This is a genomic window from Nonomuraea sp. NPDC001684, assembly GCF_053596515.1.
Window position 1 is genome coordinate 1 of record NZ_JBSFGJ010000038.1, and the last position, 24,032, is coordinate 24,032.

General features: G+C 72.9%; 21 protein-coding genes. 5 read left to right on the plus strand and 16 right to left on the minus strand.

Annotated elements, in window-relative coordinates; all coding sequences use genetic code 11:
* From ACWCSD_RS10715 to lhgO, 6 genes are all read right to left on the minus strand, one after another.
* Positions 1-1,495, minus strand: a 1,495-nt coding sequence (locus tag ACWCSD_RS10715) for a GTPase family protein (RefSeq protein WP_449914071.1), incomplete at its 3' end; no start/stop codon positions are given.
* Positions 1,492-3,294 (minus strand): ABC transporter, encoded by a 1,803-nt coding sequence (locus ACWCSD_RS10720; RefSeq protein ID WP_397161659.1) that lies wholly within the window; start codon positions 3,292-3,294, stop codon positions 1,492-1,494. The genes ACWCSD_RS10715 and ACWCSD_RS10720, both read right to left, overlap by 4 nt.
* Positions 3,295-3,403: 109 nt before the next feature.
* Entirely contained in the window at positions 3,404-4,063 is a 660-nt protein-coding gene (locus ACWCSD_RS10725; protein WP_352361783.1) for a response regulator transcription factor, read from the minus strand.
* Positions 4,064-4,146: 83 nt separating this feature from the next.
* The gene (locus tag ACWCSD_RS10730; RefSeq protein ID WP_387681278.1) at positions 4,147-5,559 is read right to left on the minus strand and encodes a sensor histidine kinase; all 1,413 of its coding nucleotides are present in this window, start codon (positions 5,557-5,559) and stop codon (positions 4,147-4,149) included.
* Positions 5,559-6,251 carry a response regulator transcription factor gene (locus ACWCSD_RS10735; RefSeq protein ID WP_352361663.1) on the minus strand — a complete coding sequence of 231 codons (693 nt, stop codon included), beginning with the start codon at positions 6,249-6,251 and terminating at the stop codon, positions 5,559-5,561. Before ACWCSD_RS10735 ends, ACWCSD_RS10730 begins: the two co-directional genes overlap by 1 nt.
* A gap of 17 nt (positions 6,252-6,268) precedes the next feature.
* Positions 6,269-7,516 (minus strand): L-2-hydroxyglutarate oxidase, encoded by a 1,248-nt coding sequence (lhgO, locus tag ACWCSD_RS10740; RefSeq protein ID WP_449914073.1) that lies wholly within the window; start codon positions 7,514-7,516, stop codon positions 6,269-6,271.
* Positions 7,517-7,532: 16 nt separating this feature from the next.
* On the opposite strand from lhgO, the gene ACWCSD_RS10745 reads away from it, so the two are divergent.
* Positions 7,533-7,904 (plus strand): hypothetical protein, encoded by a 372-nt coding sequence (locus ACWCSD_RS10745; protein ID WP_397161662.1) that lies wholly within the window; start codon positions 7,533-7,535, stop codon positions 7,902-7,904.
* Positions 7,905-7,908: 4 nt separating this feature from the next.
* On the opposite strand, the gene ACWCSD_RS10750 is transcribed toward ACWCSD_RS10745, so the two are convergent.
* Positions 7,909-8,907, minus strand: coding sequence for a hypothetical protein (locus ACWCSD_RS10750; protein ID WP_449914075.1), 999 nt, complete (start codon positions 8,905-8,907; stop codon positions 7,909-7,911).
* Positions 8,908-8,942: 35 nt separating this feature from the next.
* Positions 8,943-10,214, minus strand: coding sequence for an MATE family efflux transporter (locus ACWCSD_RS10755; protein WP_397161664.1), 1,272 nt, complete (start codon positions 10,212-10,214; stop codon positions 8,943-8,945).
* 70 nt (positions 10,215-10,284) lie between these two features.
* On the opposite strand from ACWCSD_RS10755, the gene ACWCSD_RS10760 reads away from it, so the two are divergent.
* A complete protein-coding gene (locus ACWCSD_RS10760) occupies positions 10,285-11,253 on the plus strand; it encodes an aldo/keto reductase (protein ID WP_397161665.1) in 969 nt (322 codons plus the stop codon).
* Positions 11,254-11,400: 147 nt separating this feature from the next.
* On the opposite strand, the gene thpR is transcribed toward ACWCSD_RS10760, so the two are convergent.
* The 4 genes from thpR to ACWCSD_RS10780 all read right to left on the minus strand — a co-directional run bounded on the left by thpR (position 11,401) and on the right by ACWCSD_RS10780 (position 15,199).
* Positions 11,401-11,958 (minus strand): RNA 2',3'-cyclic phosphodiesterase, encoded by a 558-nt coding sequence (thpR, locus tag ACWCSD_RS10765; RefSeq protein WP_449914076.1) that lies wholly within the window; start codon positions 11,956-11,958, stop codon positions 11,401-11,403.
* A gap of 30 nt (positions 11,959-11,988) precedes the next feature.
* On the minus strand, positions 11,989-13,197 hold the full coding sequence (locus ACWCSD_RS10770) for an MFS transporter (RefSeq protein ID WP_397217292.1): 1,209 nt from the start codon (positions 13,195-13,197) through the stop codon (positions 11,989-11,991).
* 56 nt (positions 13,198-13,253) lie between these two features.
* Positions 13,254-13,700, minus strand: coding sequence for a MarR family winged helix-turn-helix transcriptional regulator (locus ACWCSD_RS10775; RefSeq protein ID WP_357696577.1), 447 nt, complete (start codon positions 13,698-13,700; stop codon positions 13,254-13,256).
* Positions 13,701-13,825: 125 nt separating this feature from the next.
* Positions 13,826-15,199: an NCS2 family permease gene (locus tag ACWCSD_RS10780; protein WP_449914079.1), complete on the minus strand. Its 1,374-nt coding sequence runs from the start codon at positions 15,197-15,199 to the stop codon at positions 13,826-13,828.
* Positions 15,200-15,353: 154 nt separating this feature from the next.
* Between ACWCSD_RS10780 and ACWCSD_RS10785 the strand changes: the two genes are divergently transcribed.
* Together ACWCSD_RS10785 and ACWCSD_RS10790 are read left to right on the plus strand one after the other, a co-directional pair.
* Entirely contained in the window at positions 15,354-15,566 is a 213-nt protein-coding gene (locus ACWCSD_RS10785) for a DUF2530 domain-containing protein (RefSeq protein WP_358298770.1), read from the plus strand.
* Between the two features lie 92 nt (positions 15,567-15,658).
* Positions 15,659-17,119, plus strand: coding sequence for an alpha/beta hydrolase (locus ACWCSD_RS10790; protein WP_449914081.1), 1,461 nt, complete (start codon positions 15,659-15,661; stop codon positions 17,117-17,119).
* A 95-nt stretch (positions 17,120-17,214) separates the two neighbouring features.
* Here the strand turns inward: ACWCSD_RS10790 and ACWCSD_RS10795 are convergent, their stop codons facing one another.
* On the minus strand, positions 17,215-20,247 hold the full coding sequence (locus ACWCSD_RS10795; RefSeq protein ID WP_449914083.1) for a sacsin N-terminal ATP-binding-like domain-containing protein: 3,033 nt from the start codon (positions 20,245-20,247) through the stop codon (positions 17,215-17,217).
* 94 nt (positions 20,248-20,341) lie between these two features.
* The gene (locus tag ACWCSD_RS10800) at positions 20,342-21,145 is read right to left on the minus strand and encodes a DUF3027 domain-containing protein (RefSeq protein ID WP_449914084.1); all 804 of its coding nucleotides are present in this window, start codon (positions 21,143-21,145) and stop codon (positions 20,342-20,344) included.
* A gap of 125 nt (positions 21,146-21,270) precedes the next feature.
* Here ACWCSD_RS10800 and ACWCSD_RS10805 point away from each other — a divergent pair, with 125 nt between their 5' ends.
* Positions 21,271-22,779 carry an MFS transporter gene (locus ACWCSD_RS10805; RefSeq protein WP_449914085.1) on the plus strand — a complete coding sequence of 503 codons (1,509 nt, stop codon included), beginning with the start codon at positions 21,271-21,273 and terminating at the stop codon, positions 22,777-22,779.
* Here the strand turns inward: ACWCSD_RS10805 and ACWCSD_RS10810 are convergent.
* A complete protein-coding gene (locus tag ACWCSD_RS10810; protein WP_352320910.1) occupies positions 22,776-23,171 on the minus strand; it encodes a cold-shock protein in 396 nt (131 codons plus the stop codon). The two genes, ACWCSD_RS10805 and ACWCSD_RS10810, sit on opposite strands and share 4 nt — an antisense overlap.
* A 90-nt stretch (positions 23,172-23,261) precedes the next feature.
* Complete coding sequence (locus ACWCSD_RS10815; protein ID WP_397161672.1) at positions 23,262-23,870, minus strand: HAD family hydrolase; 609 nt, start codon at positions 23,868-23,870, stop codon at positions 23,262-23,264.
* Positions 23,871-24,032 lie beyond the last annotated feature (162 nt).

Consider the following 24,032-nt stretch of genomic DNA (forward strand, 5'->3'; position numbering starts at 1 on the left):
CGCGGGCCGTGCGTCTGGCCCGGCGCCGCCCGCCCGCCCACGCGGCCAGCCTGGACAACAAGGCGACCACCACCCCGGCCAGCGCGCCGCCCGCCAGCAGCACGGTCGGCCACGGCACCGCGCCCACGGTCGGGAGCGGCGGCTGCGGCAGGCGCAGGTAGTCCATCCCGAACAGCACGCCCAGCCACAACGCGCCCGCCACCATGACGGCGAAGACCAGCCACTGCAGCACGTTCACCATCCGCCACCACCGCGGCCTGCGGGTCGTGCCCGCGGTGGTGCGGCCCACGGCCCGGTCCACCGCGTCGGCCAGCTCCGGGGAGCGCGAGCGCGCGGCCTGCCGCACCGCCGCCGCCCACGGGCCGGGCAGGTCCGCGGCGGCCGCCTCGCCGACGTCCCTGATCGCCGTCTCGACCTGCGCCCGCTGTACGGCCGACGCCGCCGGCACCGACGTACGCCCCACGATCTCCTTGCCCGGCTTCCCCACCCCGATCCTGAGCCTGCGCAACGGGTCGGGACGGAACCTGCGCAACCAGCGGGTGACCGGCCAGCCGGTGGCGACGACGGCCCGGTGCCGGTGCCCTTTGGCCACGGCCTCCAGGACCAGCGGCACCCCGGCGGCCTGGGAGAGCGCGCCCGTGAGCCGCCGGTCCAGCCCGGCCGCCCGCCGGTCGCCGGGGTCCGGCCGGGCGCCGTCCGCGGCCAGGTGACCGGCGGCGGCGGTGACGTCGGCGGCCAGGCGGGCGGCCCACGACTCGCGCTCGGCGACCCGGTCGGCGAGCACCGAGCGCAGCTCCGGCAGGCCCGCCCCGGTCCTGGCGGAGACCGGCAGCACCGGCACGCCCGCCAGCCCGTCCTCCTCCAGGAGGCGGCGCAGGTCGGCCACGCAGCGGTCCACAGCCTGTGGAGGCAGGCGGTCCACCTGGTTGAGCACCACCAGCATCACGTCGCGGTGCCCGGCCAGCGGGCGCAGGTAGCGTTCGTGCAGCGCGGCGTCGGCGTACTTCTGCGGGTCCACGACCCAGACGAGCAGGTCCACCAGCGCCACCAGGCGGTCCACCTCAAGGCGGTGGGAGAGCCGGATGGAGTCGTGGTCGGGAAGGTCGAGCAGGACGAGACCCGACATCCCGGGTGCCTCGGCGGCGGAGTGGCGGCGCGGGACGTCCAGCCAGTCCAGCAGCGGCCCGGCTCCCTCGCCGTCCCACAGGGCGGCCTGGGCGGTGGACGTCGTCGGCCTGGTGACGCCCACGGCTGCCAGGTCCTCGCCGGCCAGGGCGTTGTAGAGCGAGGACTTGCCGCTGCCGGTCGCGCCGGCGAGCGCGGCCACGGTGTGGTCGACGGAGAGGCTGCGGCGGGCGCCGGCCCGTTCGGCGACGGACCGCGCGGCGGACACGTCCTGCTCGGGAAGGCGTCCTTCGGCCAGCTCGGCGGCCTCCAGCAGAGCGGCCAGCCGGGAGTCGAGCGAGGGCCCCTCCTTGCGGCGCAGCAGCTTCACGGCCCCTCCGAGCGGTCGCGAGCGGGCAACTCGGCTGTGGGAGCGGGAGGAGCCGGGGGAACGGGGAGTTCCGCCGTCGGGGCGGAGGCGGCGGGGAGTTCGGCGCGGTGGTCGTGGACGGCGCGGGCCGCCGCGCGCAGGGCGTCGGCCGTGCCCCTGGGCGGTTCGACGGTCTCCAGCCGGTCGGTGAAGCGGGCGGCCTCCTCCGCCAGCAGCACCCGCACCCGTTCGCGCAGGTCCTCGCGGGCCCGCGTGGTCAGCGAGCGCACGGCCTGATCGCCGAAGACCGCCTCCAGCAGCTTCTGCGACAACACGCTCGTGCCGCCCGCGATGCCGACCTCGATCCCGGTGAGCCCGCCGGTCGAGGCGAACACGGCCAGCATGAGCAGCAGCCCCGCCCCGTTGACCCCGAACGAGGCCAGCCGGGCGGTGGTGCGTTTCTCCGCCCCCTCCTCGCGGACGAGGTCGAGGACGAACTCCTGCCAGCCGCGCACCGCCGCCTCGGCCCGTCCGGCCAGGTCGGGAGAGGCCCGGCCGAGCCGCGCGGCCTCCATGGCGCCGAGCCGGTCGAGCAGCCCGCCGCCGCCCGGCGCGGCCGACCACCCTTCGAGCGCGCGTTCGGCGGCGCCGTCGGCCGCGCCCCTGATCAGCGACTCGACGCCGCTCTCCAGGGCGTCCTTGAGCTCGACGGCGGGGGCGCGGCCGGTGAAGAAGCCGACGATCCGGTCACGCAGCCACCCCACCCGGCTCTCCAGGGAACGCATGAGGTCGCCGGTGCCGATGAAGTCCTGCCAGCGGGCCAGCACCTCGCCGCGCAGCAGGGACCCGTCGCGCATGCCCTCGTCGAAGTCGGCCATGCCGCCCGCGTACGCGCCGGTCACGATCGTCCGCAGCCCGTCGAAGGCGGCCTGCTGGCGTTCGACGGCCGTGGCCAGCGCGGGGACGCGGGTGTCCAGGCTGTCCAGGGCGCCCGACAACGTCTGGCGGACGACCCGGGCCCGCTCGGCGGCGTCGGCGGCCAGCCCCGTGAGCCAGGAGACGATGGGCCGCACCGACTCCTCCGGCAGCCGCGCCCTCTCGTCGGGCAGCGCGGCCTCGGGCACGGTGAACAGCCGGGTGCCCGGCAGGCCGTTCTCCACCAGGAGCCGGTCGAGGTCGCGCGAGACGGGCTCGACGGCCTCGGGCGCGATCCGGTCGAGGACGACGGCCAGGGCCGTGCTGCGTTCGCGGGCCGAGCGCAGGAAGCTCCAGGGCACCTCGTCGGCGTACCGGGCGGCGGTGGTGACGAACAGCCACAGGTCGGCGGCGGCGAGGAGCTGCGCGGCCAGTTCCCGGTTGGAGGTGACCACGGAGTCGATGTCGGGGGCGTCGAGCAGCGCCAGCCCGGCGCCCAGCGCGTCGGAGGCGACCACGCGCAGCGCGCCCGCGCCGCCGCCACCGGAGTCGCCGGTGGCGCGGGACAGGCCGGGCAGCACGTTCTGGCCCGTGAACCAGTCGCGGTCAGCCGGGTTGACGACGAGCGTGGGCACCAGCGTGGTGGGCCGCAGCACGCCGGGCTCGGCCACGTCGGCCCCCACCAGCGAGTTGACCAGCGTGGACTTGCCCGCCCCGGTGGACCCGCCGACGACGGCGAGCAGCGGCGCGTCGATCGCCCGCAGCCGCGGCAGCAGGTAGTCGTCGAGCTGCCCGGCCAGTTCGCGCAGGGCACGCCGGTCCGCCGCGGCCTCGCCGATCGCCAGCGGGAACAGCTCGCGGTCGAGCGGGCGGCGCAACGACTCCAACGCCCCCAGCAGATCCATAGGTGCCAACCCCGCTTCCCGCGGTACGCCGCTCGACACCTCGCGCCCGCAGGTCCACGCTACGGTGAGCGCCCGGGACGGTCCACCGGCCGGGGCCGCGCGGCGGGGATCAACCGGCGGGCGGCGGCTCCCTGAGCACGTACCCGACGCTGCGCAGCGTGTGGATCAGGCGGGGCTCGACGTCGTCCACCTTGCGCCGCAGGTAGGAGACGTACGACTCGACGACGCCGGCGTCGCCGCCGAAGTCGTAGTTCCACACGTGGTCGAGGATCTGCGCCTTCGACAACACGCGGCCGGCGTTGACCATGAAGTAGTGCAGCAGCTTGAACTCCGTCGGGGACAGCCGCACCTGGCGGCCGGCCCGCCAGACCTCGCGGGCGTCCTCGTCCAGCTCCAGGTCGGCCACCTTCAGCCGGCTGGCCGGCGCCCCCTCCGTCCTGGTACGGCGCAGCACCGCCCGGATCCTGGCCTGCACCTCCTCCAGGCTGAACGGCTTGGTGACGTAGTCGTCGCCGACCCGGAGACCGGCGATCTTGTCCTCGGTGGCGTCCCGGGCGGTGAGGAACAGCACGGGCGCGTCGATCCGCCTGGCCACCTCGAACCCGTCCAGGTCGGGCAGCATGACGTCGAGCACCACCAGGTCGGGCGCGGCGCGTTCGGCGACCTCGACGGCCTCCTGCCCGTCGGCGGCGGTCAGCACCTCGAATCCGGAGAAGCGCAGGCTGGCGGAGAGCAGGTCCCTGATGCTGGGCTCGTCGTCCACCACCATGATCAACGCCTCGCGGACCTCGCGGAGCTCGGGTTTTGTCACGATTCCAGGGTGACCCAGGCACCTGAGGGTTAGCTGAAGGCTCACTCCAAGGCGAGTGGGAGTTCGACCCGGAAGGTGGAGCCCTCCTCGGGCGAGCTGGTCAGCGTCACGGTCCCGCCGTGAGCCTGGACGAGCGCCTGCACGATGGCCAGGCCGAGCCCGCTGCCGCGGTCCTCGGAGGAACGGCGGCGGCTGCGCGCGGAGTCGGCGCGGTAGAAACGTTCGAAGACCCGCTCGACCTGCTCGGGCGGCAGGCCGGGGCCGCTGTCGGCGACCTCGGTGAAGACGGTGTCGTCGGTCGCCCCGGCCCGGACGACGATGGGCGTGCCGGGCTCGGTGTGCACGATGGCGTTGGTCATGAGGTTGCTGATGACCTGCCGCAGGCGCACCTCGTCGCCGGAGACGATGAGAGCCGCGCCGCCGACCACGTCCAGCTTCACCGTCCGGTCGGGGGCGAGGATCCTGGCGTCGTGCACGGCGTCGGCGACCAGGGCCAGCATGTCCACCGGGCGCATCTGAAGCGGGCGCTGCTGGTCCACCCTGGCCAGCAGCAGCAGGTCGTCCACCAGCAGGCTCATGCGCCCGGCGGCCTTCTCCACGCGCTGCATCAGCTCGGCGGGGTCGGCGCCGGGGTTCTGGCGGGCGTACTCGGCGAAGCCGCGGATGGAGGTGAGCGGGGTGCGCAGCTCGTGGGAGGCGTCGCCGACGAACTGGCGCATGCGGTCCTCGGAGCGGCGGGCCGCCGCCTCCGACGCAGAACGCGCGGCGAAGGCGGTCTCGATCTGCGCGAGCATGCCGTTGAGCGACCTGGCCAGGCGGCCCACCTCGGTGCGGGGGTCGGCGTCCGGCACCCGGCGGCCGAGCTCGCCGCCCGCGATGGCCTCGGCCGTGCGCTCGATCTGGCCGAGCGGGCGCATGCTGCGGCGCACGATCGTGACGCCCGCGACCGCCAGGATGAGCAGGATGCCGCCGCCGCCGAGCAGCTCGATCAGCACGAGCCGCCGGGTGATGGCGTCCACCTCCTCCAGGTCCACCGCGACGACCAGCGTGCGCCGCTGGATCTCGCTCTGCAGCACCCGCCACTCGCCGTCGCCGCCGGCGGCGGGCGCGGTGTAGGCGTCCTCGCCGGGCGACTCGCGCAGCACGGGCTTGGGCTTGGCGTCCACGTCGCGGTCGCGCAGCATCGGGACGAACGCCTCACCCGGCTCCTTGACCAGCGCGATCGCGTCGGACTCGATGAGGATCGGGCGGTCGGGGGTCTCCCTGTCCCGCCGCCAGTCGCTGACGACCTTCTTGTGCATGCGCACGCTGAGCAGGTTGAGCTGGCTGTCCACCCGGTCCATGAGGTAACCGTGCAGGACCGAGACGCTGACCAGGCCGACGAAGGTCATGCCGCAGCCCAGCAGGGCCAGCATCGCCGCGATCAGCTTGACCCTCAGCGGCAGGGCTCTCATCAGGGGCTCGGCGGCAGGCGCAGCACGTATCCGACGCCCCGCAGGGTGTGGATGAGCCGGGGGCTACGGTTGTCGATCTTCCGGCGCAGGACGGACACGTACGACTCCACGATGCCCACCTCGCCCCTGAAGTCGTAGTCCCAGACGTGGTCGAGGATCTGCGGCTTGGACAGCACGCGACCGGCGTTGGTCATGAAGTAGCGCAGCAGCTTGAACTCGGTCGGCGAGAGCGAGACGGCGTTGCCGCCGCGCCAGACCTCGTGGCTCTCCTCGTCCAGCTCGATGTCGGCGAAGGTCAGCCTGGGCGGCGCGGCCTGCGCGTCCCCGCTCGTGCGCCGGAGCACCGCGTGGATCCTGGCCACGACCTCCTCCAGGCTGAACGGCTTGGTGACGTAGTCGTCGCCGCCGATCGTGAGCCCGCGGATCTTGTCCTCGGTCTCGTCGCGGGCGGTCAGGAACACCACGGGCGTGTGCAGCCCGCCGCTCCGCATCCGGCGGACGATCTCGAACCCGTCCAGGTCGGGCAGCATGACGTCGAGCACGACGAGGTCGGGCCGGTGCCGTTGCACGGCGTTGACGGCGTCGAGGCCGCTCTTGGCCGTGGTCACGTCGAAGCCCGCGAACCTCAGGCTCGCGGCGAGGAGTTCGAGGATGTTGGGGTCGTCCTCGACGATCAGCAGGCGTGATTCCATCACCTCCAAGGATGCCCTCATCGGGAGAGTGCTGGAACAATTCCGGCAATATGCCGGGCAATTGCCAGACTTGACGTCGCCGCGGGCGAGGGCGCGTTGCGCACCAGCACCACGCTCCCGTGGACGTCGACCACGAAGTCGTCCACCAGCCGGCCGTCCCTGGCGACGGCCTGGGCGCGTACGCCGCCGCCGGTCCTGACGAGGTCGGCGGCGGTGAGCTCGGGCACGTACCGCCTGGCGGCCCGGACGAACGCGCTCTTGACGAGCGAGCCGTAGACCTCCTTGATCCCGGTACGCCAGTGGGTGCGAGCCATGCGAAGTGTCCCCGGCCAACGCATAATTTGACCGAAATTTCGTACATCTCGCCATCGGTAGCCTTCGTAGGCCAGGGCCAGCACCGCGTTCGGCCCCACCAGGACCTCGTCGTCGATGTGCCTGGTCAGATGCACGCCCAGGAACGGGTACCGCGGGTCGGGCACCGGGTAGATCAGCCCGCGCACCAGCTCCCTGGCCGCCCCGGCCAGCGCGTAGTACTCGCCGCGGAACGGCACGATCCGCACGTCCCCCGCCGCCCCGGCCATCCTGGCGACCGCGTCCGTGCCGAGGCCGCCGCAGACCACCAGCCGGTCGAAGGTGAACCGCCGCCCCCCGGCCAGCACCTCGACGCCCCTCGACGTCTCGCGGATCGCCCGTACGGGGTGCGACAGGCGGACCGAGCCGCCCGTCCTGGCGACGTCGAGGGCGAGCGCGCGGGCGACGGCGGGGAAGTCGGCGATGGCGGTGTGCGGCGAGTGGATCGCGGCGACGCCGACCGCGTGCGGCTCGATCTCGCGCAGGCCGAGGGCGTCCAGCTCGGCGACGCCCGGCACGCCGTTGGCCCGCGCCCGCTCGGCCAGGGCGCGCAGCGGCGCGCGCTCGGCCCGCGTGCTCGCCACGACCAGCTTGCCGACCTCCCGGTAGGGCAGCTCGTGCTCGGCGCAGTACGCCTTGAGCAGCGCCACGCCCTCCCGGCACAGCCTGGCCTTGAGCGACCCCGGCGGGTAGTAGATCCCGGCGTGCACGACGCCGCTGTTGTGCCCGGTCTGGTGGGCGCCGACGCGCGGCTCCTTGTCCAGCACGGTCACCTCGGCGCCGCGGGCGGCGGCCAGCTCACGCGCCACGGCCAGTCCGACGATCCCGGCGCCGACGACACCGATCTTTTCCGTCACACACCTGATTTTCCTGGTAAAGGCCGCCCTGCCGCCATACCTGGGCGAATCGAACATGAGTACGATGGCCTTCATGTACGTCCCGCCAGAGTGGCCCGCCGAGGTCCGCCCGCCCAGCGTCCCCGACTGGGAGACCTCGGCGGTGGCCTGGCTGCTCGACGCGGTGCCGCCCGACTACCGGGCCTACGAAGTGCTGAGGCGGCACCCGGTGGCCCTGGCCAGCATGGCCAGGCATCACGTGCGGTCGGCGGTCGAGGCCGCCCGCGCGGGCTATCGCGGCGCGGCCGTCGATCTCAAGGGCCACCTGCCGCCGCACGCCATCGAGGCCGTGCTCGACGCCTACCGCGAGGAGGGGCCGCGGCTGGTGCGCCTGTCACGCTCGATCGAGGTGGTCGAGCGCGCGCTGCGCGGCGACATGTTCACCGCGACCATGCGCCACCCCTGACGGCTCACCGGGTGCGGCGCGCGATGAAGGTGATCACCCCGGTCGCGCCCGCGGCCGCGGCCAGCCAGATCAGCACGTCTTTGACGGTCAGGCCGCTCGGCTCGCCGGTGTCGGACGGCCGCGCGCTCTCCTGGACGGCGACGGGCTTCGGCGTGGGGGTGCGCGTGGCCTGGGCGCGCTCGGGCAGCGGCACCCGGTAGACCGGGCTGTTCGGGCCCTCCGAGCCGACCAGCAGGGCCTTGCCGTCGGCGGTGTAGGCGATCGACTCGGCCTGCCGCAGCTCCGGCATGGGCACCCTGGCCAGGGTCTCCCCCGACGGGCGGTAGAGGGTGGCCGAGAAGTACGTGCGGACGACGTAGGAGGAGCCGTCGGGGGCGTAGGCGGCGTCCGTGGCCATGATCGGGGCCGCGGCGACCCGGCGCAGGATGTTGACCTTGTCGGTGCGGAGCTTCTTCGGCGCGGCGTAGACGGACCCGGAGAACTCCTTGGACACGACGTACAGGCGGCCGGTGCGTGGGTTGATCATGATGCCCTCGGCGTTGCGGCCGCCGCCGGCGTAGCGGAAGCGGTAGCGGGTGGCCGGCAGCGTGGCGTCCCGGAGCGTGCGCGGCTCGGCGACCTTGTAGATCGACACGTCGGGCCAGGCGCCGTCGAGGTTGTCGCCGATGTCGGCGAACCAGAGCGTGCCCTGCCCGGTGTCCGGGTCCCTGGTCGCGGCCATGGCCTCCCAGTCCCTGGCCTCGGCGCCACGCAGGTGGAAGGTGGCCTTCGTCCGCCCGTCGGCGCCGACCGCGTAGAACACGGGGGCGGCGGAGCTGTCGTTGTGGGTGTAGAAGACGTTCTCGTGCGTGGGCGACACGGCCAGGCCGCTCGACTCGGTGATGTTCCGATCCTTGAACGTGAACAGCTTCTCCGGCCCGTCGTCGTCGGCCCACGCCGGAGCCGCCGACAGCGCGAACGTCGCCGCCACGGCGGCCAGGACCCGGAACACGACATCCCCCACCTCGCCATCATGCCCCACGGCTGCGCCCGGGACGCTCAGGCCACCGCCTCGGCCGTGCCCACGCGGGCGCTGTGACGGCGGAACCCGGCTCCCTGGAGCACCAGGAGCAGGCCGTTGGCCGCCGCCATGGCCACCCAGAGCCCGGTGATGCCCCACGTCCGCGCCACCGGCACGGCGACCGCCAGGAGCACGCCGTAGCCGAGGACGAAGTAGGCCAGGCTCGCGCCGGACCTCTTGAGCGCGGTCAGCCCCATGCCCTGCACCGCCTGCGCGGCGTCGGCCAGCGACGACGCCAGCATCAGCGGCAGCAGCGCGAGGGCCCGCTCGCGTACGGCGGCGTCGCCGGTGAACAGCCCGAGCACCCGCTCGCCGAGCAGCAGCAGCACCAGGGCCGCGGCCAGCGTCCCGGCGACGGCGAGCAGCGCGGCGGCGCGGTTGGCCCGCCGCGCCCCGGCCGGGTCGCCGGCGCGGGCCACCTCGGGCACCGACGCCTGCGCGACGGACAGCGAGACCAACATGATGAGGCCGGTGAGCGTGGTCAGCACCGCGTGCGCCGCGGTGTCGCGGGCGCCGGTCGCGCCCGCGGCGAACGTGACCACGCCGAGCACCCCGAACTTGATCAGCACGGTCGCCGCCAGCGGCACGCTGACCCTGGCCAGCCGGACGATCTCGGCCACCCTGGGCCGCCCCTGACCGATCGGCCGCCCGAGCGCCCTGCGCAGCAGGCGGCTCGCCACGACCGCGGCCACCACGCCGGCGACCACCCAGGCCACGCCCACGCCGTCGAGGCCGAGCCGCGGCGCCAGCACCGCGGTCAGCACGCTCAGCAGCAGGCCGAAGGTGAGGCTGGGCCACAACACGTCGCGGCTGCGCCCGAGGGCCACCAGGATCGTGCTCGCGCCGCCGGTCGTGGCGAAGACCAGCAGGTAGGCGGCCAGGAACCAGGGCAGCAGGCCCAGCTCGCCGACCACCTCGCCGGGCACCCCGCTCACCCGCGCGAGCGCGGGCACGCAGATCACGGCGAGCGCCCCCAGCGTGCCCGTGACCAGGCTCAGCCAGCGCGCGTCCCGTACAACAGGGACCGCCGCGCCCGGATCGTCCCGGTACGGCGCCACGAACGGCCCCAGCCCCCGCAGCGCGCCCTGCACGGCGGCGGTGGCGGGGTTGAGCACCGCGGTCATCACCGCGAAGGCGGCCAGCGCGACCGTCTCGTGGTTGCCGAGCACGGACGTGACCACCAGCGTGCCCACCATGCCGGTGACCATCGCCAGGAAGACCGGCAGCGCGGCGCGGAGCAGGACGATCACGACGACCCCGCGCAGATCATGAACTCACCCTATGGCCTGGAGCGCACTCCAGGTATTTAGTGTGGACCCCATGGACTATGTCAACCTCGGACGCAGCGGCCTCCAGGTGAGCCCGCTCTGCCTCGGCACGATGAACTTCGGCCCGCTGACCTCGGAGGAAGACTCCTTCGCGATCATGGACAAGGCCCACGACCTGGGCATCAACTTCTTCGACACCGCGAACGTCTACGGCTGGAAGAAGGGCGAGGGCATCACGGAGAACATCCTGGGCCGCTGGTTCGCCCAGGGCGGCGGCCGGCGCGAGCGCACGGTCATCGCGACCAAGCTCTACGGCGACATGGGCGACTGGCCCAACGAGCGCCGCCTGTCGGCGCTGAACATCCGCCGGGCCTGCGACGCCTCGCTGAAGCGCATGCAGACCGACTACATCGACATCTACCAGGCCCACCACGTCGACCGGAACACGCCGTTCGAGGAGTTCTGGGAGGCCATGGAGGTCCTGCGGCAGCAGGGCAAGGTCATCTACGTGGGCTCGTCCAACTTCGCGGGCTGGCACATCGCCAAGGCCCAGGAGACGGCGGCGCGGCGCGGCACGTTCGGGCTGACCAGCGAGCAGAGCCACTACAACCTGCTCACCCGGGCGGTGGAGCTGGAGGTGCTGCCCGCCTGCGAGGACTACGGCATCGGCGTGATCCCGTGGAGCCCGCTGGCCGGCGGCCTGCTCGGCGGCGTCCTGCGCAAGATCGACAAGGGCCGGTCCGCCTCCGACACCATGGTGCGGGAGCTGGACAAGCACCGGGACAAGATCGAGGCGTACGAGAAGCTCTGCGACGAGCTGGGCGAGGACCCGGCGTACGTGGCGCTGGCCTGGCTGCTGCGGCAGCGCGCGGTGACCGCCCCGATCATCGGCCCGCGCACGCTGGAGCAGCTCGAAGGCAGCATGCGCACGCTGGAGATCGAGCTGGACGAGGCCACCCTGGCCCGCCTCGACGAGATCTTCCCCGGCCACCGCACCGCCCCGGAGGACTACGCCTGGTGACGGCGTGACCGGCCGGGCCCGGCACGACCACGGGCCCGGCCGCTCGGGGCGGCTCAGGTCAGCAGGGCGCCGAGAAGGACGATCAGGAACAGCAGGCCGAGCACGAGGGGCAGCAGCCAGGGGCGAGGACGGTCCACGCCCTGGAGCCTAGCCCTGCTTCACCGGTGCGAGCGCCCAATCGCCGAGTGACTCGTACCTCACCGCAGGCCCGGTGTGGCTGCGGAACAGGTGCAGCCGCTCGGCCCGCCACGGCGACCCGGCGAACCCGGCCAGCGACTCCACCAGCTCTCTGAGGTCGATGTCCGTCCGGGCCCTGGCCAGGGTGAGGTGGGCGTGGAACCGTTTCTCGTCGGTCTGCACGGCCCCCGCGCGGCGGCCGGCCGCGCGGGCCGAGTCGGCCAGCCGGGTCATGGGGTCGCCCGCGACCCCGGCCCAGAGCACCCTGGCCCGCCGCGCCGAGGAGAACGCCCCGGCCCCGGCGAGGGCCACGTCGAGCACCGTGTGCCGGTGGGCGGCCCGCTCCAGGCGCACCTGGAGGTCGGGCAGCGCCCGTTCGGGCACCTCGCCGTAGAAGGCCAGCGTGACGTGCCAGGTGGGGCGGCCGGCCCAGCGCAGCCCCGGCACCTGCCCGACGTACGGCGCCACGGCCCGCTCGACCTCGTCGAGCGCCTCCTCAGGCGGGACCACGGCCGCGAAGAGCCTCATGTCATGCGATTGTCCCCGGACGGGGACGGATCACGCCATCGCCAGCGCCGGCCTGGCCATCCGGTTGCCGATCAGCTTGGTCACCATCACCGCGAGCCCGGTGCCCACCAGGACGAGCACGCCCGACAGCAGCACGCCCGTGCGCGGCCCGCCCACTTCCGACAGCCACCCGATCAGCGGCGCCCCGATGGGCGCTCCCCCGGTGAAGACCAGCATGTAGATGCCCATGACCCGGCCCCGCATCTCGGGGGACGTGGCGATCTGCACGCTGGCGTTCGCGGCCGTGTTGATGGTGATCAACGCGATGCCGGTCGGGACGAGTAGCAGCAGATAGACCGGGTAGAAGGGGGCCAGCCCGGTCAGCACCTGGAACAGCCCGAACCCGATCGCCCCGGAGAAGAGCACCTTGCGCGAGAGTCTGGCCCGCCGCGCCGCCAGCAGCGCGCCGCCCAGCGCGCCCACCGCGAACATGCTGGAGGCCAGCCCGAACGACGACGCCCCGGCGCCGAACACCTCGCGGGCCATCAGCGCGATCGACATCGAGAACGACTGCGAGAACATCGACACGAAGGCGATCAGCAGTATCGGCATGAGGAGCTCCTCGCGCCGCAGCACGTACCGCAGGCCCTCCCTGAGCTGGCCCTTGGCCCTGGGCACCGGCTCGGACAGGTTGAGCTCGGACTTCCGCATGAAGACCAGGCTGGAGATCACCGCGCCGAAGGTGAGCGCGTTGATCAGGAAGATCGGTCCGGTGCCGCCCAGCACGGAGATCAGGATGCCGGCCAGCGCGGGGCCCACCACGCGGGCGAGGTTGAAGATGGAGCTGTTCAGGGCGATGGCGTTGGGCAGGTCCTGCCGTCCGACCATCTCGACCACGAACGCCTGCCTGGTCGGCACCTCCACGCAGGAGATCAGGCCGAGCAGGAACGCCATCACGAACACGTGCCACACCTGCGCGGCGCCGGTCATGGTCAGCACGCCGATGGTGAGCGCGAGCACCGCCATCATCGACTGGGCGGCGATGAGGATGGGCCGCTTGGGGTACCGGTCGGCGAGCACGCCGCCGAAGAGCCCGAACAACAACATCGGCAGGAACTGCAGGGCGGTCGCCAGGCCGAGGGCCGCCGCGCTGCCGCCCGCGCCGTGCGGGCCCTTGGTCAGGTCGAGCACCAGCCAGTCCTGGGCGGTGCGCTGCAGCCAGGTGCCGACGTTGGAGACGGCGCCACCTGCCGCGAACATGCGATAGTTGCGAACCTTGAGCGACCGGAACATCCCGGTCTTGGGTTGCTCAGGCTCTATATCTTGCTGAGCTTCTCCAGGATCGGCGCCGCCTGCCGCAGGATCGACCGCTCCTCCGGCGAGAGCTCCTTCAGCCGCTGTGTCAGCCACGCCTCCTTGCGGCGGCGTTCCTCCTTCAGCAACGTCTGGGCGGCCTCGGTCACGGTCACGGTCACCTGACGCCGGTCGGTCGGGTGCGGGGTGCGTGCGACCAGGCCGCGTTCCTCTAGCGCGGCGATCACGCGCGTCATCGAGGGCGGTTGCACCTTCTCTAGCTCGGCCAATTCGCCGGGGGTTATCCCGGAATGCCGTTCCACGGCGGCGAGCGTCGCGAACTGGGTGGGCGTCAGCGAGTGCGCCGCCGCCTGACGCCGGAGTCGCCTGGTCAGCCTTGCCATCGACACGCGTAGGGCTGAGGCCAGGCCCGCGTCGCTGCGCAGGTCCATCTTGGGCTGGTTGTTCATTAGCACGTCTCATTACCTTTGCTAACTATATGCGAAGGCAAGATATTTCCCTAGGTCAGGTTCGTCTCACTCCTTGATACCCCGAAGCCGCCCCACATGCGCGGGGCGGCTCCTGGACGTCGAGGTCAGAGACCGACCGCGGCCCGGATCGGGCCGATCGCAAAGTACAGGACGAACAGCGCGGTGACGCCCCACATGAGCGGGTGGACCTCGCGCGCCTTGCCCCGCACGACCTTGACCAGCACGTAGCTGATGAAGCCGGCGCCGATGCCGTTCGAGATGGAGTAGGTGAACGGCATGACGACGATGGTGAGGAAGGCCGGGATGGCGATCTCGTAGTCGTCCCAGTCGATGTCGCGGATGGCGGTCATCATGAGGAAGCCGACGACGACCAGCGCGGGCGTGGCGGCCTCGTAGGGCACGACGGCGACCAGCGGCGCGAAGAAGATGGCGATCAGGAACAGCGCACCGGTGACCACGCTGGCCAGACCTGTCCGCGCGCCCTCCCCGACGCCGGCGGCCGACTCGATGTAGGTGGTGTTCGACGAGACCGAGCCGGCGCCGCCCGCCGCCGCGGCGATCGAGTCGACGAGCAGGATCTCCCTGGTCCGCGGCAGCGTGCCGTCGGCCTGCACCAGGCCCGCCTGGCGGCCGACGCCGACGATCGTGCCCATCGTGTCGAAGAAGTCGGTGATGAGCAGGGTGAACACGAACAGCACGGCCAGCAGCACGGAGATCCGGCTGAAGGCGCCGATCGGGTCGAACTCCGTGAACAGCGTCAGCGGGTTGTGGAACCCGAAGATCTTGTCGGCCGAGGGCAGGGCGGGGACGTTGAGCTGCCAGCCGCCGGCGTTCTTGGGCCCGGCCGCCCCCACCTTGGTGACCGCCTGGACGACGATCGCCAGCACGGTCGAGCCGACGATGCCGATCAGGATCGCGCCCTTGACCTTCCGCGCCACCATGGCGGCCGTGGCCAGCAGGCCCACGATGAACACGAGCACCGGCCAGGAGGTGAGCTGGCCGCCGATGCCCAGTTCCAGCGGCGTGCCCGCGGCCTTGCGCACGAAACCGGCGTCCACGAAGCCGATCAGCGCGATGAACAGGCCGATGCCGACGCTGATGGCGGTCTTGAGCTGGGCCGGGATGGCGCGGAACACCGCCGTCCGCAGGCCCGTCAGCACCAGGATCGCGATGATGACGCCTTCGAGGAAGACCAGGCCCATGGCCTCCTCCCAGGTCATCATCGTGGCGATGTTGAAGGTCACGAAGGCGTTCAGCCCGAGCCCGGCGGCCATCGCGAACGGCACCCGGCCGACCAGGCCCATGATGATCGTCAGGACGCCGGCCACGAACGCCGTGCCCGCGGCGACCAGCGGCACCTGCGGGGTCGTGCCGTCACCGATGACCTGGCCCTCGATGTCCTTGCCGTAGGCGAGGATGATCGGGTTCAGCACCACGATGTAGGCCATCGTGAAGAACGTGGCCAGGCCGCCGCGCACCTCACGGGAGACCGTGGAGCCTCGTTCAGAGATTGCGAAGAAACGGTCTATTGCATTACGTATGTCACTCACGCGCCGAAGAGTGACAGTAGTGGTGAGCTGGGAAAAGTGTCCGCAATCGGATCGAGACCCGATTGGAAGCTAGGCTGGACACGTGAAGCAGCAGTGGCGCCCCGATCCCGAGCCGATCAAGACCAACGACACGGCCGCCGTCGGGGCCGGCACCGCCCTGTGGGCCGTCGCCCTGATCGTCCTGCTGATCTTCCGCCCGGCCCCCGAGAACACGTGGTGGATCTGGACCTGCGCCACCGGGGTCGGCTTCGGCCTCTTCGGCATGTGGTTCGTCAGCCGCCCGCGCCGGGGTTGACATTCATCATCTTCCGGACATCTCCGAAGTCATCAGGAACCCATGTCTCCCTCCACTACCTGGGCGGACACCGTCCCGGCAGGCTGGTCAGCATGAAGAAGGCGATGTTGACGATCCTGCTGGGCGCCGCCGTCCTCGCCGGTTGCGGCACCACAGGTGAGCCCGCGAAGCAGGCCGGGCCCGGCAAGGGCACCGTCGCCTGGAGCCCGTGCACCGGGCTGACCGGGCCCGACGGCAAGCCGCTGCCGAAGGACGAGGCCGTCCAGTGCGGGGCCGTACCGGTGCCGCTCGACTACGACAATCCCGGCGGCCAGAAGATCGACCTGGCGCTGATCCGGATCAAGGCCAACGGCGACCCGCTCGGCTCGCTGGTCTTCAACTTCGGCGGGCCCGGCGGGTCGGGCGTCGACACGCTGGCCCAGGCCGCGAAGGCGTTCGGCAGCCTGGGCACCCGCTACGACCTCGTCAGCTTCGACCCTCGCGGCGTCGACCGCAGCGCGGGCGTCAGGTGCGGCGGCGAGCTCGACGCCCTCCTCGCCGCGCCCGCGGGGGCCGACGGCGAGGCCATGTCGAAGAAGTTCGCCGCCGCCTGCGAGAAGGACTCGGGCAAGATCCTGCCCCACGTGGGCACCGTGAACGCCGCCCAGGACCTCGACCGCATCAGGGCCGCGCTCGGCGACCGGCGGCTCAACTACTTCGGCTTCTCCTACGGCACCCACCTCGGCGCCGTCTACGCCACCCGCTTCCCCGCGAACGTCGGCCGTTTCGTCCTCGACGGCGCCTTCGACCCCACGGTCACCTTCGAGCAGCGCGCCGTCACCCAGGCCACCGGCTTCGCCCACGCCTTCGAGGCGTTCGCCAAGGACTGCGTGGCCCAGACCTGCGACCTCGGCCAGGACCCGGCCGCCGTGAAGAGCGCCGTCGAGAAGCTGCTCGACGGGCTCAGGAGCAAGCCGCTCAAGGTCGGCGACCGGCAGCTCACCTACGGCCTGGCCCAGCTCGCCGTCATCACCCCGCTGTACGCCAAGTCCGCCTGGCCGGTGCTGGAGCAGGCCGCCGCGGCCGGGATCAAGGGCGACGGCGCCACCCTGCTCGCCCTGGCCGACGCCTACACCGGACGGCGGCCCGACGGCACCTACTCCACCATGATGACCAGCCTGCAGGCCATCACCTGCGCCGACACCACCGAACGCCCGACCGCCGCCGACATGGCCCGGGTGGACGACAAGATCAAGAAGATCTTCCCCATCCTGTCGGCGGACGGCACCGCCACTGCCTGCGGCCACTGGCCCACCCCCGGCGACGACGCGGCCAAGCGCATCGACGCCACCGGCTCGGCGCCCATCGTGGTCATCGGCGGCAAGGGCGACCCGGCCACGCCGTACGAGTGGGCCACCGCGCTCAACGCCAAGCTCAAGACCGGCGTGCTCATGACGTACGAGGGCGAGGGCCACGGCGCCTACCTGAGCGGCGACGGCTGCGTGACGCGCACGGTGGACGCGTACCTGCTGAACGGAAAGGTGCCGGCGCCCGGCACCACCTGCGCGGCCTGACCGGGGATGGGACCGGGGGCGGGCGCCACCTGCGCGGCCTGACCGCGGCCTGACCGCGGCGGGCCGCCCCCGCGACGGGAGGCGGCCCGCCGGTCTCAGGACAGGTCGGCCTCGGCCAGCAGCAGCGGCACCGCCTCCGGGTCGCGCAGCAGCGCGGCCACGGCCAGCCGGTCGTTCCACTGGCCCGTGGCCCAGGCCAGCCCGCGGGCCAGCCCGTCGACGCCGGTGCAGTGGACCGCGCCCTCGAAGAACCGCCACGTGCAGGCGACGCCGTCGACCAGCAGCTTCTCGTGCTCGACGTACGTCTCGGGCGCAGTGGGCAGCAGCGAGCGCACCTGCGGCGGCACCGCGCGCACCTCGCCCTGCGAGGTCACCTCGCCGCTGGCCAGCTCACCGGCCAGCGGCAGGTCGAGCAGCTCCGACAGCGCCTCGGCCAGGTCGTAGGAGGCCAGCACCAGCGGCCGGTCGGTGACGAGCTGCAGCAGGTCGGGGGCCTCGACCACCACGGCGTCCTCAGCGGCGGCCACCACGATCTCGCCGCCGAGCACCGCGCGCACCCGCGAGGGCGGCTCGACCCGGGCCGGATCGACGGCGGCCAGCGCGATCCACAACGCCCGCAGCTGCGCCCGGTCGACCTCGATCGCCGGGTCGGCCATCAGCTCCAGCAGCTCCTCCGGGCCGCCGTGGGCGGCCAGCAGCTCGGCGAGCGTGGTGCGCACGCCGAGCATCGACAGCGCCGCCTCGTCGAGCCCGGCCGGCGCGTCGGCGTAGAGGCCCTGCAGCAGCGGGTCGGCGCCGGGCAGCCGCAGCTCAAGCGGCTTGCGGCCGCCGAGCACCGGATGGTTGGCCAGCCACCACGCGGTGTAGGAGGGCACCTCCACGCCCTCGACGCGCAGCGGGTGCAGCGCGGCCCGCAGCGGCGGCCGGGTCAGCAGCGGCAGCGCGGCTTCCCAGTCGGCCACCAGCTCAAGGTCGCGCACCGCCGCGAACTCGGCCACCACCGGCGGCACCGCGAGGTCGGGCAGCAGGTCGAGCACGTGGTCGAGCCAGTCGGTCTCGCCGTCGAGGTCGTGGTCGCAGTCGTCGGGGTCGAGCAGCACGTCGGAGTCGTGGGCGACGGCGAACCCGTCGAGCACGCCCGCCGCCGCCAGCACCCGCGCCCCGTAGGTCTCCTCCAGCTCGGGCGCGGCCACGCCGAGGTGGGTGTCGGGGGCCAGCAGCCCGGCCAGGGCGCCGTCGGCGAGCATCAGCTCACCGGCCGCGTAGAGCTCGCCGTCGGCGCCGCGCAGCGCCAGCTCGGCCAGCCACGGCGCCTCGCCGGGAACCAGCCCGGACGCCGCCACCAGCGACAACACCGCCCGCGCGACCGGCTCGGGGTCGGCGCTGTCGAGCGACTGCGCGACGGCCGCCTTGGTCAGCGGGTCTTCGAGCACCGTGCGCGGGGTGGCCTCGGCGGCGCCCAGCCGCAGCAGCGCCGGATGGGCCGCCTCCGGATGCACGATGCGCAGCCCGAGCGGGGTGAGGTCGAGGTCGGCGCCGCCGTCGGTGAGGATCAGCGTGCCGCGCGGGCCGCGCACCACGCGGCCGTCGGTCAGCGGCACCGGCAGCGCGCCCAGCGACTCGGGGTCGTCGGCGGGCAGCACCGCGTACAGGGAGCGCCACCAGGACGGCTCACGCGCCTCCACGGCCTCCCCAGACAGCAGGTCGACCACGTCGGCCAGCTCCACCCGGCGCACGCCCAGGGCGACCATGGCCGGATGCCTGGCCGGCCATCCGGCGGGCAGCAGCCCCGGCACGAAATCGGCCACGGTGTCGAGCAGCTCGGCGGTGGCCCCGGCCACGACGGCCGCCTCCCGGCCCGCGACCACCCAGCCGTCGCCCTCGGGCTCGCGCGCCGGATGCTCGACCCGCCACTCGGCGTCGGGCTCGTAGACCTCGGCCTCGGCGAAGGACGGCGTCTGGACCGCGGGCGCGGGCGCCGACAACGCGGGCAGCAGCGGCGCGGACGGCAGGCGTTCGAGCACGGCCCGCCGGACGCGCGCGTCGAGCTCGCCCTTGCCCATGAGCGACGGCACCAGGTCGAGCAGCCTGGACGTGCGAGGCAGCTCGCCCAGCAGCCGGACGTAGGCGTCGGCCACCCGCTCGACCAGGAAGTCGGTGAGCGGCCCCTTGGCGACGTGCCGCCGGTCGGTGGCCATCGGGAAGGACGCGATCAGCAGCGCGGGCAGGTCGACGGGCTCGTCGCTCGGCGTCGGGGCGTGCACGACGGGCGGCACGGCGGCGGGCAGCGGGCCGGGCTCGCCGGTGCCGGTGACGGGCACCGCCCAGCGTAGCGACCAGAAGGGCCGCGCCCGCTCCTCGGTGGGCCGGTCCGCGAACAGCCTGGCGACCTCGTCGGGGGTGAACTCGCCGGAGTCCGACACGACGTGCCAGCCGTCGGCCACGACCGTCCGGGTGGCGCCGTCGAGGTCGATCTCGATGGCCTCCAGCGCGGGCAGGCCGAGCAGCAGCGCCGGGCTGGTCTCGGCCAGCATGACGCGGACGGCGTCGACCGCCGCGGCGTCGCGCAGCGGCAGCCGGACGAGCGTGTCGAACCCGCCCGGCACCTCCAGCGGCGGCGCGTCGAACGGCAGCCTGAGCAGCGGCACGTGGCCCGCCCGGTCGGCCAGCTCGCCCGCCAGCACGGGGATGCCCGCGACCAGCTCGGACGTGCCGGCCCGCGACCAGCGCACCGAGCCGCCGCCGCGCGAGCCGATGGCCGGCTCGTCGCAGACGGAGACGACGGCCGCGAAGCCCACGCCGAACCGGCCGGCCGCGCCGATCTCGTCGCGCTTGCCCGACACGCGCAACGTGGACAGGCCCTCCACGCCGGTCGCGTCGAGCGGGGCGCCGGTGTTGGCGGCCGTCAGCACGTCGCCGCGCAATGTCAGCCGCAACACCCCTGGCACCCCCGCGCGCAGCGCCGCGTCGGCGGCGTTCTGGGCGAGCTCGACGATCAGCCGGTCGCGGTAGCCGCCGAGCGCGAAGTCCTCCTCGGCGTTGGCGTCCTCGCGGAAGCGGGCGGGCGAGGCCGTCCAGGCGGAGAGGACGGCGGCTCGCATCCGGTCAGTGCCAAAGGTGTCGGTCATCGATCACGATCCTGGTCGAGTGAAGAGGGGCCAGGGTAGGTTAGCCCCCCTGACCGACGAAACCGCCGTGCCCGCGCTCGCGCCCGTGCTCCGGTCAGGAGTGGCCGAGCTCCTCATCGGTGGCGGATCCGTCCACCGAGCCCTCTTCCTCCTCGATCAGGTCGTAACCCAGGTCGTCGAGGATCGGGATGGCCTGCTCGACCGGCGGGGGCAGCACGGCCGCCTCCGAGTGGGCGCCGCAGCCGTGGTCGGCGGCGACGACCTTGCCGTCGTCGGGGGCGTACTCGTTGGCGCAGACGCCGAACGACAGCCGCAGCTCACCGGAGAGCAGCCAGTAGAACCCGCAGGTGGAACACTGCGCGGGCGCGGCGTGTGCGATCGGAGTGTGCGGCCCGTGCTCGCCCGCGTGCCAGCGTCTGGCAGCCCGGTCTCTGCCGATGGCCGAGAGCACACGGGCTCGGCCCAGGCCGTACTCGAAAACCATCTGACGGTCGGCATCTTCGTCGAGCTCGGTGAAACCGGGCGCCAGCCTGTCGTCGTCGTCGGGGGTCGGCAGCAGGTCGCCGACGCCCAGGTCGCCCGGCCGCAGCCGCTCGCTCCACGGCAGCCACTCGGGGGCGAGCAGCGCCCCCGAGCCGGGCAGCAGCACGGCCTCGCTGACCGTGACCTTCTTCGCGCGCGAGGCGCGGGTGACCGTGACGGCCCACCGCCAGCCGCGATAGGCCCGATCGAGGCAGGCGAAGTAGTGGGTGACGATCCGGTCGCCCTCGCTCTCGAAGCCGAGGTGCTCGCCGGCCTCGCCCGGGTGCGCCAGCTCCTGCGCCGCGGCGCGCGCCAGATCGACTGCGGCGACGCAGGCCTGGTCGGGAGCGGGGACGCGGGCCCGGGTGCGGCTCATCGGGCCGCCTCCGCCTGAAGGTGCTGTTCGCTCACACTTCATTCTCACCCATAGGCGGACCTGGCAGACCCACAACCGCCGATCCGAAGCTGAGAAGAGGGGTGAATCGGGTAAGACTGATAGGCGTGGGGGGTGGCTGGGAGCAGGCTCGGGACATCTCGCGGCGGATGGGCCAGGCCATCGGCGGCGCGGGACGCGCCGGTGTGCGCGCGGGCCGGGCCACCGCGAGCGGCGCCGTCCGGGCCGGCCGCGCCACCGCCAGGGGGGCGCGCAAGGCGGGCAGGGCGACCAGGAAGCTGACGTACGCGGGCGGCGCGGGCCGTACCGGGCTCGGCCGGCTGATCGAGCTGTCGGCCGGCAACAGCGCCGCCGACGCGCTGGTCACGGTGGCCCTGGCCAGCACGGTGTTCTTCGGCGTGCCGGTCGGCGAGGCGCGCGGGTCGGTCGCGCTCTACCTGGTCATCACGATGTTGCCGTTCGGGCTGCTCGCGCCGTTCGTGGGGCCGATCCTCGACCGGTTCAGGTCGGGGCGCCGGTACGTGATGGCCGGCACGCTGTTCGGCCGGGGGCTGCTCTGCTTCGCCATGGCCGCCGCCGTGGGGGCGGGCGACCTGCCGACGCTGTTCATCGGCGCGCTGGGCGTGCTGGTGTTGTCGAAGGCGTACAACGTGTCCAGGGCGGCGATCATGCCGAGCGTGCTGCCCGCCGACATCACCCTGGTCTCGGCCAACGCGCGGGTGGCGCTGTTCACGCTGGTGGCGGCCGGGGTGGCGGTGCCGGTCGGGGCGGGCCTGACCGCGTGGCTGGGCAGCGCCGTGGTGCTGCGCGTGGCCATGCCGGCCTTCCTGCTGCTCGGCGTCGCCGCCGTACGCCTGCCGCGGCACGTCGACTCGCCCGACCAGGAGGAGGAGGGCGTGGCGCCGCGCTGGCGCACCCTGCTCAAGGTGGGCCCGGCCGTGGCCGAGGCGGTCTGGGCGAACGTGGCGCTGCGGATCTTCTCCGGTTTCCTGGTGTTCTTCCTGCTCTTCCTGGTCCAGGACAAAGCGGTGCCGTGGCTGGCCACGCCGGCGGCGGCCGCCTCGTTCTTCGACGTGCCGAGGACGATCGCGCTGCTCGCCCTGGCCGCCGGGCTGGGCGGCCTGGCCGGGGCCGCGGTCGCCAACTGGACGCGCAACCACTCCCCCCAGGTGATCGTGCTGGTCACGCTGGCGGTGACGGCCGCGACCACGATCGCCACGGCCGTCCTGTTCGGCCTGTGGACCGCGCTGGCGGTCTCGCTGGTCACCGCGTTCGCCCAGGAGCTGGGCAAGCTCGCGCTCGACGCGATCGTGCAGCGGGAGATCGGCGAGGAGGTGCGCTCGTCCACGTTCGGGGTGGTGGAGGCGGTGCTGCAGTTCGCCTGGGTGTTCGGCGGCCTGCTCGGGCTGGTGTTGTCGCTGACCCGCAGCTCCCTGGCCGGCTTCGTCGCGCCGGCGGTCGCGCTGACCGGCGCGCTCGGCTGGCTGCTGGTCACCAGGCGGGGACGGGTGCGGGCGGCCGAGGCCAAGCTGGCCAGGCAGCGGGCCGAGGACCCCGATCAGCAACGGACCGAGACCCTCGACCGCACCAAACCCCTGACGAACCCGGGCGGTTAGGCGTCGAGGTCGTCCGCGACGGCCCTGAGCACCTGGGCGATCTTCTTGGCGTGCGCCGCCTCGGGGTGCTTGCCCCGCTGGTAGGAGGTGGAGACGCCGTCGAGCAGCTTGATCAGGTCTTCGACGATGACGACCATCTCGTCGGGCGTCTTCCGCTTGCCCTTGGGCTTCGTCTTGGCCAGGGTCGGCGGCTGGTCCAGGATCCGGACCGACAGCGCCTGCTGGCCCCGGCGGCCCTCGGCCACGCCGAACTCCACCTTCTGGCCTGGTTTGAGCGGGCCGGCGTTTGTGGGAAGCGCGGAGGAATGCACGAAGACCTCACCGCCGTCGTCACGGGTGAGGAAGCCGAAACCCTTGTCGGCGTCGTACCACTTGACCTTGCCACTCGGCACAGGAGGACCTCGTTCAAACAGTCGAAAAGGATGAATGGATGTAGGTTATGCCCCGAAGCGCGCGGAGGCGACCGGGAAAATGCCCGGCAATTACCGTAGTTCGTCGCGCGCACGCCATCCGGCGAACCAGTCGGCGAATTCGGTCAGGTCGGCGAGCGCCACATCGGCTCCGTGCTCACGCAGCTCTCCCACCGTGTAAGGGCCCGTCGCGACGGTCACGCTCATGGCGCCGCCCGCGCGTGCCGCCTCGATGTCGGCGACATGGTCACCAACATAAGCCGCCGCGCCGAAGCGCGCGAGTGCCGTTCCCTTGGCGGCTCCGAACACCGATCCGACCACTTCGTCCACGGCCAGCCCGAGCAGTTCGACGGTGCCGGCGGCGTCGCGCGGGTTCTTGCCCGTCACCACGATCACCCGGCCGCCGCGGGCCCGTACGGCGGCGATGGCCTCGTACGCGCCCGCCATCGCGGTGTGCACCGGAACGCCCACCGCGGGATAGATCTCCCGGAACAGCTCGGCGGCCGCGGGAATGGCCTCCGCCGGCATCCAGTTGGCCAGCTCGTACTCCAGCGGCGGCCCCAGCCGGGTGACGATCTCACCGCTGTCGATGTGCACGCCCAAACGGCTTGACAGCTCGTCGTAAACGGCCGCGATGCCTGATCGCGTGTCGGCCAATGTCATGTCCAGGTCGAAACCCACTGAGGTAGTCACCCGTGCAGGATGCCAAACGCCGCATCCACGTCGGTAACGACCCTTGTTGTGGGACTCTGGGAATGGGCAGAAAGGAATTACTTATCGGAGAGGAGTGACCGTGTCAGAGACCCCCCCGCACGCCCGGCGCGGAAGACCGGCTCGTCGCCG